This window comes from Lacrimispora sp. BS-2 (assembly GCF_040207125.1).
Taxonomy (GTDB): Bacteria; Bacillota; Clostridia; order Lachnospirales; family Lachnospiraceae; genus Lacrimispora.
In genome coordinates this window covers 3,763,996-3,778,533 of the sequence record NZ_CP157940.1, presented here as the reverse complement: position 1 = coordinate 3,778,533, position 14,538 = coordinate 3,763,996, and the positions used below count along the sequence as shown (strand labels likewise).

Here is a 14,538-nt window from a genome sequence, read left to right as displayed (position 1 = left end):
TTACACCCGTTTCTGTTTAAATTCGGCTGTCACATCAAGAATTTTTTGCTTCAGCTCGTCAGACAGCGCCTTGCTCTCTTCAATTTCCTTTCCGATTTCCGGATAACGTTCATCAAAGAAAGCCAGCAATTCTCTCTGAAACTCTTTGATCTTTGAAACTTCTATATCCAAAAGCAGACGGTTATTGGCCACGATCAGGCTGATTACCTGGGCATGAAGGCTTAAGGGATGGCATAAGGGCTGTTTTAACAGCTCCGTAAGTCCCTTTCCATACTGGATCTGCTCCTTGGTAGCCGGATCCAGATCTGAACTGAACTGGGTAAACACCTCCATCTCCCGGCACTGGGCCAGGTCGATACGGATGCTTCCGGCAGACTTTTTCATGGCCTTGGTCTGAGCCGCTCCGCCAACTCGGGATACGGAAAGGCCTACATTTACTGCCGGTCTCATACCGGAGAAAAAGAGGTCGCTTTCCAGGAATATCTGTCCGTCAGTAATGGAAATAACATTGGTGGGAATATAAGCTGATACATCACCGGCCTGGGTTTCAATGATCGGCAGTGCGGTAATGGAACCGCCTCCTGCTTCCTCACACAACCGGCTGGAACGCTCCAAAAGCCTGGAGTGGAGATAAAATACGTCGCCCGGATAAGCCTCACGGCCAGGAGAACGCTCTAAAAGCAGAGACAGGGAACGGTAAGCCACCGCATGCTTTGACAGATCATCATAAACGATCAGCACATCTTTTCCCTGGTACATGAAATACTCTGCAAGAGCAGTACCGGAATAAGGTGCGATATACTGTAAAGGCGCCGGTTCACTGGCCGAAGAAGATACCACAATGGTATAATCCATGGCGCCGTAATTTGACAGGGTATTCACCAGCTTTGCAACGGTAGATGCCTTCTGCCCCACCGCTACATAAACGCAGATCACGCCTTTTCCCTTCTGGTTTAAGATAGCATCAATGGCGATGGAAGTTTTACCGGTCTGGCGGTCACCGATGATCAGCTCTCTTTGTCCCCGTCCGATGGGAAACATGGAGTCAATGGCAAGAATACCTGTTTCCATTGGAACAGACACACTCTTACGGTCAATAATGCCTGGTGCTTCATATTCAATGGGACGGTAATCGTCAGAGATGATCTCTCCCTTCCCGTCAATGGGAGCGCCAAGAGCATTGACCACTCTTCCCACGAACTTCCCGCCTACCGGGATTCCGGCACGCTTTTTGGTTCTTGTTACCTTACAGCCTTCCCTAACGTCCCGGTCGGAACCGAACAGGATGCATCCGATATCTTCTTTTCTGATGTCCTGCACCATGCCCTTGATTCCACTATCAAAAATAACGATTTCGCCGTACATCGCACGGTCAATTCCATAAACCGTTGCAATGCCGTCGCCAACGCTTATAACAGTTCCAACTTCCTGGTCCCTGGCATGAGCGTCATAATCTTCAATCTCACTTCTCAATATAGAAATAATTTCATCTGAATTGATGGAAGCCACGTTTTTCACCTCCGCATTATTTTTTGTTCCAATTCTCTAAGGCGTCCCTTTAAGCTCCAGTCAGTCTCCATATCACCGACGCGGATAATAAATCCGCCGATCAAACCGGGGTCCTGAATGAGGCGAAGCCTTACATCATGTTTTTCATATTTTTTACACAGCATTGCTTTGATCTCGCTAAGCTGTTCTTCCTCCGGTTCTGTCACGTAGAAAAGGGAAGCCTCCAGGATTCCTTCCTGTCTGCAAACGCAGGTACGCCATGCATGAAAAATATCATCTGCAAGATCTATATCCCGGCGATCCACCAAAACCTTTAAAAAGGTTCTGATCTCAGCAGGAAATACACGGTCAATAATCCGGTGCTTGCTGCTCCTTGCAACCACAGGACTGTTAAGAGCACGCTTAAGCTCCGGCACAGTCTTTAGTGCCAAAGCCGTTTCCTCAATGGCCGTTTCAGGAACAGAAAGCTCATAAAGCACCTGCCCGTAATTAATTGCTGCCTGCATCATGAAAATCACCTGCTTCTGCTATAAATGTATCGTAAAGCGCCTGATTTGCCCTGGCGCTCACCTCCTGATTAACCACCTTAGCCGCTGCTGCGATAACTATGCCCGCAAGCTGCGCCTTGGCCTCACGCATCGCCTTTTCCTGATCAGCCTCAGCTTGTTTCCTGGCTTCGGCCATCAGACGGCCTGCATCTTCCCCAGCTTCCTTTAAGATCCGGTCATACTGGGCCTTTGCCTGGTTTTTCGCTTCTTCAATAAGCTTTGATCCTTCATCAGAGGAGGCAGCCAGCTTTTCTTCATACTGCTTTTTAAGATCCGCTGCCTGAACTTCCTTATTCCTGGCATCCGAAATGCTCTGCTCAATCATTTCCCGCCGCTTATTCATCACATTCATAACCGGCCCTATGAGGAAATGCCGAAGCAGAAGATACAGGACGATGAGATTCACCATAGTCCACACAAAGTTCATATCCAGTCTAAGCATCTGTACCGCCTGCCTTTCTTTTCAATTTTTCCACCTTAATCCTGACCTTGTTAATTATTTAAGGAATAAAATGATGAGAAGGGCTATAACGAAACCATAGATGGCAGTTGCCTCTGCAAGCGCACAGCCTAACAGCAGGGCCTTGCTGATCTTGCTTTCAGCCTCCGGCTGTCTTGCAATGGAATCCACTGCTTTAGAGGTTGCTATTCCAATTCCGATTCCTGCTCCAATACCTGTGAATACTGCGATTCCTGCTCCAATTGCTATTAACATAATAATCTCTCCTTTTAATTTACTATTGTTTACTCTACCGATTCCTTAATGAAAAGGGCAGTCAAAAATACAAATACATATGCCTGAATCAATCCGTCAAAAATATCAAAATAAAAACTGAACGGAATTGGTACAAGGAGTGCTGCAAACTGCTTAAGTAATTCCATAACTACAAATGACGCCAGGATATTACCAAAAAGCCGCATACACAAAGAAAGCGGTTTAATAAATAATTCCAGGACGTTAATAGGGGCTATGATAGGTGACGGCTCTGCAAAGCCTTTAATAAAACCTTTTACCCCTTTTTTGTGAAGGCCTGAATATTCTATCAGAAGTATGCTCATGACAGCAAGCGCTGCAGTGGTATTTAAATCCTTGGTAGGCGGTTTGAAGCCTGCCAGGCCAATCAAATTAGCCACTCCGAGATAAATTCCCACTGATATGAGATAAGGAATATACCTCTTCCCTTCTTCTCCTACTAAGTCTTCAAAGAAATTATAAATTCCGCCGATTGTCATTTCAAGCGCCAGCTGCTTCTTTCCAGGATTCTCAACCTTAAGATTTCTCACCAGAATGATGGAAAGGAGTGTCAGTGCTGCCATGATAATCCATGTCACCACTACTGATTCAGCAATGGGAATACCTCCGAAAATGGGAATGGTAAAAACCGTTTCGCAGTTCAGTTCCTCTAATAACTTCTCTGCCAAATCCTCCGTAATGCTCACTTCCTTTCTTAAACTGTCTTCCCCTTTATATATTACCAGGTTTACAGATTGTACTCCTAAATATACAATGTTGCAGAGGTCTAACGTGTATCATACTTTCATCTGCGGAAATTGTCAACTTTTTGCGAGTTTCATAACATCTTATTAATGCCGTTAATTGTTTGAACATTTGAAACAATTTTTCGTCTGAAATTCTAAAATTATTATTAAATTTTTAACCCAAAATATGTTCAGATCCTAAAGTTTCTTATTTTTAGCGAATTTTTCTAGGTTTTATGTTGAATTTTTTTCTAATAATTCGTGAAATTTGACTATGTTTTTTTTGCTTTTTTTCATTTCACCGTCATTAGTACCTAACACCATTGTAAATAGATAAGATTAGATAGAGAAAAAGGATATGCTCCCGTCCATTCCTTCCTATATAGCTATCAAATCCTACAAATGTCACGCAAAAAACTTTTTCCATTTTTTATGGATTTCTTCCTATTAAAATAGAAACAATTCTGGTATAATAAGGGAAATGTAAACCAATGTTTTAAAGGAGGTATTTTTATGGGAGAAATGATTTCTTCATTTGACGGGACCAAGTTGTATTTAAACAAAGAAGTTCCAGAGGCCGCCCGGGGAGCAGCCGTTATTGTCCATGGGTTATGTGAGCATCAGGGAAGGTATGATTATTTTGCAGAGGTGTTTCATAAAGCCGGGATCGGAACCTACCGCTTTGATCACAGGGGGCACGGGCGTTCCGAGGGGGAACGGGCCCATTATGAAGACTTCCATGAGCTGCTTGACGACACCAATGTGGTAGTGGACATGGCAATTAAGGAAAATCCGGATATCCCGGTATTTTTAATCGGTCACAGCATGGGGGGCTTTACCGTTTCCTTATACGGTGCAAAATATCCGGACAAGAGGCTTCGCGGCATTATCACAAGCGGAGCATTGACAAAGGATAATATGGGGTTGATAAGCAGTGTTCCGAAAGACCTGGATCCTCACACCAAGCTTCCCAACGAACTGGGAGCCGGCGTGTGCTCCGTAGCCGAAGTCGTTGACTGGTACGGCAAGGATCCCTATAACTCCAAAACCTTTACCACCGGCTTATGCTACGCCATCTGCCAGGGAATTGCCTGGTTTGAGGAGGCAGTAGGAAGGTTTGAATACCCCATCCTCATGCTTCACGGAGAAAAGGATGGATTGGTAAGCGCTCAGGACACCTATCAGTTTTTTGCTGCTGCTCCATCAAAAGATAAGCAGATAAAGATCTACGGAGGATTGTTCCACGAGATCTTTAATGAATACTGCAGGGATGAGGTCATCAATGATGTCCTGCACTGGATCGAAGCACGGATTTCCCTTTAAGATAAGTACGCCATGATTTACATACTCAGGCCAATGCAAGAAAGCAGCGTTTTCCCTTTCGGATAAACGCTGCTTTCTCTCATATCTTTCGCTTTTCAGTTCATTACCAGTGAAGTACTGTGCCTCCCACTTTCTGCTTCTCCGTATCAAATACAATCACTGTTCCAAGTCCCTTCACGCCTCCTGCTGTAAGCAGGTCAGAAGAATCCCCGATATCACGATGGGCCAAAATGACCACATAGTTCTTTCCCTTCCAGCCAACAGATACCGCTTCCGCATCAGAAGGATCTAATGGAACCGTTGGATCCGTCCCGAATACAGGAAGAAGAGAAAGCTCCGGTGATTTGTATTTTCCTTTTCCCCCTCCTGAAACAACAGAAATAATGGAAGTAAAGCCTTCTGCTTCTTTACCGGCCAAAAGCTGCTTACTTGTTTCCATCTGGTTATAATTTCTGGAAATCCGGCTATCTGACAGTTTCAGCTCACAGCCCTCTGTCAGAACCGTCAATTCCCCGTCGGCCCTGTTGCCAAAATAGCGCACAGTTCGTCCGGAGCGTGATACCTTTCCCTGGTTGTTAAAATGGAAAAGCTGCTGGTATGTGTGTTTTTCACTGGAGAAAAATTCATCGGTGATCAGATAAAGGTCCGTATCAATTGCCAGCACTTTTCTGGTGATCCACACATTTCCCTCTTCTCCGTTTAAATATCCACCATGACTTCCCTGAATATAGCGGTACCCGCCCTTTTTCTTATAGCCGCCAAAATAGGCAGCGGACATCTTATCCACGCCCCATGCATCCCGGCACTTTAAATAGTCACGGCCGTCTACCAGGGGAACGTTGTGGCCCAGGGCGCTTTTAAACCAGGTTCTCGCTTCACCGGGCACATAATAGTAACGCCCGGTATCCATAAGGATATCTTCTCCGTTGATCACAAGATCCACATGCAGCTTATCGGAATGGCCGTGGCCTCCCCCAAGAAAACCGCAGCGGAAGTGGAAATAATCCGCGTTTTCATCCCATCCGGACCGGACAAAAAGATTTCCGGTGCTTTCCATGACCCTGTCTAAGAAATCCGGTTCTTTTGCATTAAGCTTCCCATAGCCTTCGATTCCTTCTTTTAAGAAGTCCCAGGCTCCGTCATAATCCATCTTGTCATAAGCGCAGAACTTTAACACCGGATCTGCAAACAGCCAGGCACTTTGAGCCAATAAGTCCCTGAGATCGGTTTCATCACTGTCTCCCTGCATGGGCTGGCAATGATTCGGCTTTTTCCATGCAATATTTGCATAGGCCATCTGCCGGACCTTCTCAGTCTTTTTCCTTGAAAGCTTAATGTCGTAGCGCCTTGCCAACCGCAGCACTTCCAGACAACAGTGAAACACCTCGTTATGGTACATGGGAGATTGCTCCCAGTGCACTCCGTCATCAGTAACCTGCACATCCATCTCTTCATTAAGACGTCTAAGCGCTGCATCTAAGTATTCCTTTGTCCGGTCACAGATAGGAAGGGCCAGTGCAATCTCCATAAGTCCCCGGTTCTCAATAACTCCCCAGTTGCTCTTGATCTGGAAATGTTTGTAGGTTGTCATTAAGTATTCCGCATGAACAGTGAGACAATCCATATATGCCTTTACAAGTCCGTCATCCACAGAAGGGCTGTCCTTAAAATAGCTCATGGCCTTTACCCAGGTTTCCGCCCGTATCCCGGCCTCAATGCTCCTCCATGTAGTTTGTTTGGTTTTTTCTGTCAGAGGGTTATTCTTTATCCATGAATTCAAAAGCTCTGCAAAAGCCTTTGCATATTTTTCATCGCCGGTCATGGCATATGCCTGTCCCAGGCATATAAAGAATTGGTGGCGGTTGAACTGAAAAATAAATTCCGGATCATCTCCCGGCATGTAGTCCCAAACCACTTCCCGGTCAAAATGCACCGGTACATAGGTTCGTTCCATATCCCACCGCAGATCAAACAAAAATGTATGCTTCACTGCATCATCTGCAATGCGGAGGATATGGCTTACTTCCTCAGGCCAGTTCCTTTGACAGTAATCTGCGACCCACACCTTGTCCTCACAGGCAATATAATTGTTCCTGTTTTCAAAATACTGTTCCTTTGACATCTCGTTCCACCTCTTCCGTAATTAATTATTTTGTTAGTTACTATCATTATATAGGAAGAATTGAGGAAATGAAATGAACGATTTTCAGATTCATATTCTTTTTTTAGATTTTAAAATTATAGAATTGGGAGTCCAGTCTAAATAAAAACACCTTACATAAAACATATTGGCCCGTAGTAGGAATGTAAAAAATAAGACGGATCCCAACGGAATCCGTCAATCTCGTTATTTTAGTATTGTGTAGTTCATTCCTCCAATGAGGATCAGCCCAGCAAATGGAATCGTTGATTTCCATATCCGCAATTCCTTTATAGTCATACGCTTCCAGCGTCTGCAAATATTCCTTCAAGGGAATAATGAACGTACTGAACGCTCATTACCCCGATTTGATCCATGGTAATCTTCGGCATTTCTGCCTTCCTCCCATCATCAATAGTCAAACTGGCGGTAATAACGGCGAATCACCATGGGATGACAGAACTCTTCCTCCATATGGACATCCACACGGTTGTTCACCGCATGCATCACAAGGTGTGAAACAGAGCCTCTGAATTCCGGGCTGATTCCCTTTAGTTCATAATCTTTCGTATCAATGACAGTGTAATTTTTGCAGACCTTAGGCAGAAAGCCTTTCACGCGCTCTGCCAAGGGACGCTGCTCGTCCTCTCCGATGAAGAGAGTGACAGGAGTCTCCGCGTCCACAACCTCCAGCATACCATGGAAAAATTCAGCACTGGTGATGGATTTGGTACGGATCCACAGCTGTTCCTCCCAGTAGCACATCGCATAGGAGTAAGTGGCTCCCCACTGGTTACCGCCGCCCACAAAGTAGTGGGGCATATCCGGACGGGCCTTAAAATACTCATATTTATCTCTGGCGAACCCGGCCGCCCACTGGTCTGCTTCCTTCTCAACCTCCACCAGGGCCCGGGCCAGATGAGCCTCCATCTCTGCGTTATACCGGCCGTACTCAGGGAACTCTCCGTTGTTGAACATCAAACGGTTGGCCACCATATAGAACTTCAGCTGCTCATTCATAGGGTAGGAAATGCACCAGTCACACAGTTTCACCATGGGGGCATCCGGCTTGTCGATAAAGCCAAACACCTTAGCACCGGTTTCCCGTACCTTTTCAATGGCCTTTACCATCTCCTCAGTGCTTCCCGTTACAGATGAGAAGATCACAATAGAATCCTTGGTGAAACGCTTGTTGCCGGTGGTGATGAACTCCGCACCGTTCTCCACATATACCGGAATGGAACTTCTGCCTCTCATATAGACCTCCACCTGCATACCGGAAGCCCAGGTTCCGCCGATTCCGATGAAATAAATTCCATCAAAACCTCTCTGCTGAATTTCGTCCACTACTCTCTCTATCTCCGGCCGCAGCGCCAGAGCGCCGTTTATATTGTCAATCTGCTTCTGTTCATCAAACTTTAACATAACTGCTCCTTCCTTCTACTTGTGGAAATGTACCTTGAAGTTGCACTTATCTCCACGGGTATAAGATTTTGAATATTCTATCACACGGTCATCCTCGTCATAAGTGGTACAGGAAAACAGGAATACCGTCTGGTCTTTGTTGATATTAATCAGTCTGGCATCGGACTGGGTTAGCTGAACCAAGTCCAGGGTCTGCCATGCCCTCACAGGGTTAATCCCATAAAATTTATAGATTTCAAACATGCTGAACACGCTCTGATCGATCCCTTCCATCTTGGGCACCAGATTATAGGGAATATAGATTTCCTGAATGGCAATGGGATCTTCATCCGCATAGTCCAGACGCTTGATATAATACAGCATATCTTCCTCGTTGATTCCAAAGATTGCCGCGTATTTCTCTCCGGCCTTCCGCTGGCCTTTCAACAGGATCTTGCGCTTATTCTGCACATGCTTTTCATCCATGGTCTGGGTAAATCCGCCCAATACCTCTAAATCCCTCTCGATTTGGGCTACAACGTATACGCCCTTCCCCTGGACGCGTTTTAACAAACCCTCGTTCACCAGCGCATCAATTGCGCTGCGGACGGTCAGGCGGTTGATTCCGTAGGTACCTGCCAGAACATTTTCTGAGGGGATAGCCGTACCGGGAGCATACTCCCCATCCTCGATTTTAGAACGTACTACTTCCCGAAGCTGAAGATAAATAGGTGAATTGTAAGCTACCTCTGTTGTTTTGGCCAACTTTTTTCCTCCTTGTTATGAACACTTAACGGTCGTCCTTTTGCCGCTTATGTACAATATTACCAGGCACCGTTGTACTCCAATGTCACACTGGAATTGGCAGCACCCATTCTCATGCACTCTTTTAATTCTCTGCCTTCCAGGATACCCTTTAAGAATCCTGCGATAAAGCTGTCACCGGCTCCCATGGTATCCATCACGTTGCAGGGCACAATCCCAAATGTGGTAAACCCGGTTCCGTCATAGGCAATGCTGCCCTTTTCGCCCATTGTTGCGACTACCAGCACAGGGCCTTTTTCCTTAAGTTCCTTCATGGCCTCCCGAAGTTCCCCGGTATCTCCGTCGTCAGTGGCAAAAAACAGGTAATCCACAGAAGGAATTGCCGCAACAGCCGCCGGATCTCCCGGCCTTGTGGCTGCATCGAAGGCAATCCTGATACCCCGCTCCTTTAACTGCGCCAGATCGTCATGAATGTTTCCCCATAGTCCTGTCACAATCATATCATGTTCACAGATAAAATCCTTTTCCTCTTCGGTCAGCTTAAAGCCGGCCAGCACGCCCTCCTCGTAATCTCCGAAAACACGCTCACCACCCACCAGTTCCACATGGGTGATGGCCGTGTTCCCCTCCATAAAACGGATGTGGGACACATCCACGCCTTTTTCTGCAATTTTCTCCTTCATCAGCGTGCCGTACTTATCTGTACCCACCACGCCTGTGTAGGAAGCCTTGCCTCCCAGCCGTACAAAATACACAGCCACGTTTACAGGATTACCGCCCGGGTAAGCGTTCCCGGTATTGTCATAGACATCCATACAGTTATCGCCAACTGCAGCCAGTTTCATATTTTATTCCTCCATTTGCCAGAAAGGAACTCACCTTCTCGTAAGCTCGCTTGCGAAGCAAACGTATTCTGATCGGGTGATCTCCTTAAAATATTCAAACACCACGTCCTGCTGATCCATCGTTACACCTGACTGATAAATCACAGGAGCACCTTCTTCAATCTCCAGATATCCCGCTTCCTCCTCATCGCAGTAGGCGATGCTCAGCTTCTCCATACCGCCGGAAACCTCCACATCATACTGTTCCTTCAGCACAGCGTAGAGAGAAACCTTGTCTAAATCCACCTGTTCCAGTCCGGCAAAGCGCTGAGCGTCCAGATAGATGGTAGAAATCAGTACCGGTATCCCATCCAGATAGCGCAGGCGCACAAGCCGCATCAGCTTGTGCCCCAGCGGCAGTTTCATTTTGCGTCCGATATCCTTGGGAGTCTCACAGAAATCCACGAGGAGCACCTTTGTATCAACCTTTCGCCCCGCAATCTGTGCTGTCTGGTAAAACCCATAGACATCCTGAAGGTTGCGGACTAATTTTTCCCTGGCCACGTAGGTTCCCGAACCATTCTTGTTATAGATTTTGCCTTCCAGGATCAACTGCTTGATCGCACTTCTGAGAGTGGACCGGTTAAAATCCCACATCTCGCACATGCTCCGCTCGGAAGGAAGCTTCTCATCAGGTTTTAAATGATTTTTTATTATATAATTTTCAATTTTTTCCATTGCCTCATCACGGGGCTTCTGGCGATCTAAACTCATGGCAGACATTCCTTTTATTTTTATATTAAAATACAAATATTGTTCCAGTATCTTCAATCTTAGAACATCTGCCTCAAAGTGTCAATCTCTCTAATTGGAGACTCCCTATTTCATGGCCGCCGCCTTCTTATTCCGGCTCTCCCAGAAGTAATATACCGGAAGTCCTGTAACCACGGCGATCAGTGCACAAGCGATACCTGCCACAGGCGCCCAGATAAAGGTTGACCAGATCAGGGTTCCTGTGATCAGCATAGCCACTCCAACCATCAGAGGCCTTACAGGCATCCTGTATTCAGGTTTGTAGTGTGCCTTGTTTCTCAGCACAATGATAGTGCCAAAGGTAAGGAAGTTCTTTAACAGAGCTACCAGAGTGAAGTAACCAAGCAGGTCAGAAAGAGAAGTGGCGAAAATCAGAACAATCGCAACCGCACACTGAACCAATATGGAGAAGTAAGGGGTTTCATACTTGGGATGAATCTTACCGAAAGCCTTGAAGAACAGGCCATCCTTTGCCATGGCGTACTCAATACGCGGCTGGAACATAATACAGCTGGACAGAGATCCAATTACCACGATCACTGCCATTACCGCCACGACGGTACCCGCATATCCGCCGATAACCGGGATCTTGGAGGCCAGCAGAGCAATCGGAGCCTCGGAAGCCGCCAGCTCACCAACAGACAGCAGACCGGAAGCGATCAGGGTCAGGCCGACATACAGGGCAAGTACGATAAATGCAGTGAGGATCAGTCCTCTGGGCAGATTCTTTTTAGGTTCCCTGATCTCTCCGGACATATAGCAGGCAGCCGCCATGCCATCAAAGGACCATGTGGTGGCGGAAATACCGGCCAAAAGGGCGGTAAAACCGGTTGCAGTCACTCCTGCCAACGGCACAGAAGACAGGAATAAGTCTCCTTTAATGAAGAAAATACCGATTCCGATGATCAGCACAAAGGGAATAACCTTTAAAGCAGTGATTATGGTCTGGAATTTACCGCCACCTTCCACAGAGCGCAGATGCAGCACCATGAAAATCAGCACGAAACCAACTGCCACCAGGCGAAGAATCAAGCCGTGAACCGGAATAAAAAACGCCAGGTAATTAGCAATGGCCAGGGCCATAATGGAAATGGACGGCGGATCGGTGGCCCAGAAACTGATCCAGCCACAGAGGAATGCAAGAGGACGTGATCCCGCTTCCTTAAAGTAAACATACTGTCCGCCGTCCTCAGGAAAGGCACTGGCTAACTCCGCATAGCAGAAGTTGGCCGGGATCTGCAGCATTCCGCCGATCAGGAAAGACAGCACCAAAAACAGGCTGCTTCCCGCGGCTCCCGCTACCTCACCCAGTGATGAGAAGATTCCGGATCCAACTGTTGTTCCGACTCCAAGAGCGATTACGGTGCCAAGACCAAGCTTCCGTTTTAATTCGTTGGCACTTTGTTCCGGTGTTTTAACATTTGACATACTCTTTCTCCTTTTTATTCGTATTTTTGTTAACAGGCTTCCCTTAACCGTATATGACTACATGTCCCTTCGGACGTGCATCTGTTGCTTGAAACCCCTACTCCCCCATTACCTGGATGGATATAGTTCTCTGGGCCGGTCCGTCAAATTCGCAAAAGTAAACCTCCTGAGCCCCACCCTTTTGGATGCATCCTTCGCTTACCAGCAGATGGCAGTGGTTTCCTGTGAGAAGTGATTTCAGATGACCCGTGGGATTGCCGGCCGTAGAACCATAGTCACGGAGCATCCTGGCGTGAGCGTATGGCCAGTCCTCAGGAGCCAGCCTGGCCAGAAATTCCGATATATCACTTTCCAGGCATTCCAGGGACTCATTCACTGTAATTCCGGTGGTCGTGTGCCTGCTGATTACGCTGACAATCCCGTTTTGAATTCCGCTTTTCTTCACGGCTTTTTCGATTTCACCGGTGATCCGGATCATCTGGTTGTATTCCGTTGTCAAAAGTGTAATTGAACTTGTACTTACCACTGGTATCCCTCCTTACCTTTCCCGGCAACACCGCTGATGAAAGTTTCTTCTATTCCCCCCAGGAATTCGATGGCATTGCCGCCTTTAATCAGCTCCAGGGTACTCTCTCTGAAACCCAGACGCGAAATGGCGTCTGCCATGCGGATCTGCTCGAAACGAGGATTGTTGCTTCCGAACATTACCTGGTGCCGCAGACTGCGGTCAATCCATGTAGTGGGAATGTCATGGTTAAATACCTTCTTGTAAAACTCCAAAGCATTGTCAAAATACAGAAGCCCCGTATCCGCATAAACATTGGGATATTTCAGCATAAGCATGGCGGTCTCCTGCACCCAGGGCCAGCCGAAGTGGGCCAGGCAGATCTTAAGACCCGGCCTTGCGGCTGCCAGTTCCTCAAACTCAATGGGCCTGGAATATTTCGCCAGAGTATTGGGTTCCCAGGACAGTCCGCTGTGAAAGATTATAGGCCTGTGATACTTTTCGCAGATGTCGTAAATCGGATTCAGCCGCTTATCCGACGGATAAAAATGCTGCCGGGCTGGATGAAGTTTTAATCCTCTGAGCTTCAGATCGCCCAAAGCGTGCTCCAGCTTGTCCTCTGCTCCCTCTGCCAGGGGATCCACCCCTGCAAAACCAATAAAGCGGTCCGGTGCCAGATCCACCAGCCTTTTGATCTCCTCATTTGTCACCAGCGGCCTGCCGTACTCTGCAGAGTAATCCTCCGGCAGCAAGCACAGGCGGTCCAGCCCCGCGCAGCGCATCTGGTTGAATACGTGCTGCAGAGGGGCGGTTCCGTTTAAGTGGATGTCCAGGGCATTATGCCTTAACTCCTCCAGCTTGGCGTCCTCATTGATCGGCTCATAAAACGCCGGATGTACATGAATGTCAATAAACATGATCAGTCTCCCTTCCCGTCCTTCTGTCAGAAACCGGCTTCCCTCATATAGGCACGGGCATTGTCGATGGCTCTTCTGGCATACAACCTGGGTTCGTTGATATATCCTGTCACCAACTCCAATGTGGCAGTCTTCTCATATCCGGCATCCTTTAACTCTTTAAACAGCTCCGGCAGCGGTATGGAACCCTCGCCGGGAACAATGTGGCTGTCTGTCCCCTGATCCCCGTCAATAATGTGCATGTGATACATTTTTTCGCCCAGCTTATCAATGTAAGCCATGATGCTTTCATGCTGAACAAAAGGAGGCACTACATCACACATACCCACAATATAGGGGGAATCAATGCGTTTAAACAGTTCGATCAGGTCATTTGCGCTCTTGAACGCGTTGCTCTCATAAGGCGTCAGCGTTTCCACCACCAGCTTTACGCCAACCTTCTCAGCGTGGCCGGTCAGCTCTCTTAAGGTACTCACCATGCGGGACCAGATCTCCTCATAGGTTGCCAGATATCCGGCATGGGCCGGTGACACCAGCATATAGTCAGAGCCCATTTCCTTCGCCATATCCAGACACAGCTTCAGGTAATCTACTGCATCTCTCCTCTGCAGCTCGCTTCCAATCATAAAATTATAAGGATAGGCGTTGTGCTCTGGCGTAAATCCCAGCACCGGCATCTGATATTTATCGATCAGGCGTTTCAAGTCCTTAATCTCCCCTGCTTTCAGATCTGGTGCAAAGGCGTGAGGCCTGCCGCCCCACAGCTCGATGAAGTCATAGCCGAAACGCTTTGCATCCTGAAAGCAGTGTTCCAGCGGATTGCGCTGATAACCAGAAGTAAACATGCCAAGTTTCATAATTAATTACCCCCTTTGTTATGAGC

The 14,538-nt window shown here is 47.2% G+C and carries 15 protein-coding genes; 1 reads left to right on the top strand and 14 read right to left on the bottom strand.

The window, feature by feature from the left end:
- The 5 genes from atpA to ABFV83_RS17720 are packed head-to-tail and all read right to left on the bottom strand — an operon-like array spanning window position 1 to window position 3,497.
- Window positions 1–1,509 carry a F0F1 ATP synthase subunit alpha gene (gene atpA, locus ABFV83_RS17740; protein ID WP_349945721.1) on the bottom strand — a complete coding sequence of 503 codons (1,509 nt, stop codon included), beginning with the start codon at window positions 1,507–1,509 and terminating at the stop codon, window positions 1–3.
- Between the two features lie 5 nt (window positions 1,510–1,514).
- Window positions 1,515–2,018 (bottom strand): ATP synthase F1 subunit delta, encoded by a 504-nt coding sequence (atpH, locus tag ABFV83_RS17735; protein WP_349945719.1) that lies wholly within the window; start codon window positions 2,016–2,018, stop codon window positions 1,515–1,517.
- Window positions 1,999–2,499: a F0F1 ATP synthase subunit B gene (gene atpF, locus ABFV83_RS17730; protein ID WP_349945718.1), complete on the bottom strand. Its 501-nt coding sequence runs from the start codon at window positions 2,497–2,499 to the stop codon at window positions 1,999–2,001. Before atpF ends, atpH begins: the two co-directional genes overlap by 20 nt.
- A gap of 54 nt (window positions 2,500–2,553) precedes the next feature.
- The gene (gene atpE, locus ABFV83_RS17725; RefSeq protein WP_174715246.1) at window positions 2,554–2,778 is read right to left on the bottom strand and encodes an ATP synthase F0 subunit C; all 225 of its coding nucleotides are present in this window, start codon (window positions 2,776–2,778) and stop codon (window positions 2,554–2,556) included.
- A 23-nt stretch (window positions 2,779–2,801) separates the two neighbouring features.
- A complete protein-coding gene (locus ABFV83_RS17720) occupies window positions 2,802–3,497 on the bottom strand; it encodes a F0F1 ATP synthase subunit A (protein ID WP_349945716.1) in 696 nt (231 codons plus the stop codon).
- 552 nt (window positions 3,498–4,049) lie between these two features.
- Between ABFV83_RS17720 and ABFV83_RS17715 the strand changes: the two genes are divergently transcribed.
- The gene (locus ABFV83_RS17715) at window positions 4,050–4,859 is read left to right on the top strand and encodes a lysophospholipase (RefSeq protein ID WP_349945714.1); all 810 of its coding nucleotides are present in this window, start codon (window positions 4,050–4,052) and stop codon (window positions 4,857–4,859) included.
- Window positions 4,860–4,962: 103 nt separating this feature from the next.
- On the opposite strand, the gene ABFV83_RS17710 is transcribed toward ABFV83_RS17715, so the two are convergent.
- From ABFV83_RS17710 to frlC, 9 genes are all read right to left on the bottom strand, one after another.
- Window positions 4,963–6,981: an alginate lyase family protein gene (locus ABFV83_RS17710; protein WP_349945713.1), complete on the bottom strand. Its 2,019-nt coding sequence runs from the start codon at window positions 6,979–6,981 to the stop codon at window positions 4,963–4,965.
- Window positions 6,982–7,410: 429 nt separating this feature from the next.
- Window positions 7,411–8,424, bottom strand: coding sequence for an SIS domain-containing protein (locus ABFV83_RS17705; RefSeq protein ID WP_349945712.1), 1,014 nt, complete (start codon window positions 8,422–8,424; stop codon window positions 7,411–7,413).
- A gap of 15 nt (window positions 8,425–8,439) precedes the next feature.
- On the bottom strand, window positions 8,440–9,168 hold the full coding sequence (locus ABFV83_RS17700) for a GntR family transcriptional regulator (RefSeq protein WP_349945710.1): 729 nt from the start codon (window positions 9,166–9,168) through the stop codon (window positions 8,440–8,442).
- 59 nt (window positions 9,169–9,227) lie between these two features.
- The gene (gene frlD / locus ABFV83_RS17695) at window positions 9,228–10,013 is read right to left on the bottom strand and encodes a fructoselysine 6-kinase (protein ID WP_349945708.1); all 786 of its coding nucleotides are present in this window, start codon (window positions 10,011–10,013) and stop codon (window positions 9,228–9,230) included.
- Between the two features lie 30 nt (window positions 10,014–10,043).
- Window positions 10,044–10,766: a GntR family transcriptional regulator gene (locus tag ABFV83_RS17690; RefSeq protein ID WP_349945706.1), complete on the bottom strand. Its 723-nt coding sequence runs from the start codon at window positions 10,764–10,766 to the stop codon at window positions 10,044–10,046.
- Between the two features lie 105 nt (window positions 10,767–10,871).
- Window positions 10,872–12,233 carry an amino acid permease gene (locus ABFV83_RS17685; protein ID WP_349945705.1) on the bottom strand — a complete coding sequence of 454 codons (1,362 nt, stop codon included), beginning with the start codon at window positions 12,231–12,233 and terminating at the stop codon, window positions 10,872–10,874.
- Between the two features lie 97 nt (window positions 12,234–12,330).
- Window positions 12,331–12,759 (bottom strand): secondary thiamine-phosphate synthase enzyme YjbQ, encoded by a 429-nt coding sequence (locus ABFV83_RS17680; RefSeq protein ID WP_349945704.1) that lies wholly within the window; start codon window positions 12,757–12,759, stop codon window positions 12,331–12,333.
- Window positions 12,753–13,655 (bottom strand): amidohydrolase family protein, encoded by a 903-nt coding sequence (locus tag ABFV83_RS17675; protein WP_349945702.1) that lies wholly within the window; start codon window positions 13,653–13,655, stop codon window positions 12,753–12,755. Before ABFV83_RS17675 ends, ABFV83_RS17680 begins: the two co-directional genes overlap by 7 nt.
- Before the next feature lie 26 nt (window positions 13,656–13,681).
- Window positions 13,682–14,512, bottom strand: coding sequence for a fructoselysine 3-epimerase (gene frlC / locus ABFV83_RS17670; RefSeq protein WP_349945701.1), 831 nt, complete (start codon window positions 14,510–14,512; stop codon window positions 13,682–13,684).
- Window positions 14,513–14,538: the final 26 nt, after the last annotated feature.

What these genes read in the sequence shown, in the direction of transcription:
- atpH (WP_349945719.1), bottom strand. Translation starts at nt 2,018, where the DNA reads ATGATGCAGGCAGCAATTAATTACGGGCAGGTGCTTTATGAGCTTTCT.
- atpF (WP_349945718.1), bottom strand. Translation starts at nt 2,499, where the DNA reads ATGCTTAGACTGGATATGAACTTTGTGTGGACTATGGTGAATCTCATC.
- ABFV83_RS17715 (WP_349945714.1), top strand. Translation starts at nt 4,050, where the DNA reads ATGGGAGAAATGATTTCTTCATTTGACGGGACCAAGTTGTATTTAAAC.
- ABFV83_RS17710 (WP_349945713.1), bottom strand. Translation starts at nt 6,981, where the DNA reads ATGTCAAAGGAACAGTATTTTGAAAACAGGAACAATTATATTGCCTGT.
- ABFV83_RS17705 (WP_349945712.1), bottom strand. Translation starts at nt 8,424, where the DNA reads ATGTTAAAGTTTGATGAACAGAAGCAGATTGACAATATAAACGGCGCT.
- frlD (WP_349945708.1), bottom strand. Translation starts at nt 10,013, where the DNA reads ATGAAACTGGCTGCAGTTGGCGATAACTGTATGGATGTCTATGACAAT.
- ABFV83_RS17690 (WP_349945706.1), bottom strand. Translation starts at nt 10,766, where the DNA reads ATGAGTTTAGATCGCCAGAAGCCCCGTGATGAGGCAATGGAAAAAATT.
- ABFV83_RS17685 (WP_349945705.1), bottom strand. Translation starts at nt 12,233, where the DNA reads ATGTCAAATGTTAAAACACCGGAACAAAGTGCCAACGAATTAAAACGG.
- ABFV83_RS17675 (WP_349945702.1), bottom strand. Translation starts at nt 13,655, where the DNA reads ATGTTTATTGACATTCATGTACATCCGGCGTTTTATGAGCCGATCAAT.
- frlC (WP_349945701.1), bottom strand. Translation starts at nt 14,512, where the DNA reads ATGAAACTTGGCATGTTTACTTCTGGTTATCAGCGCAATCCGCTGGAA.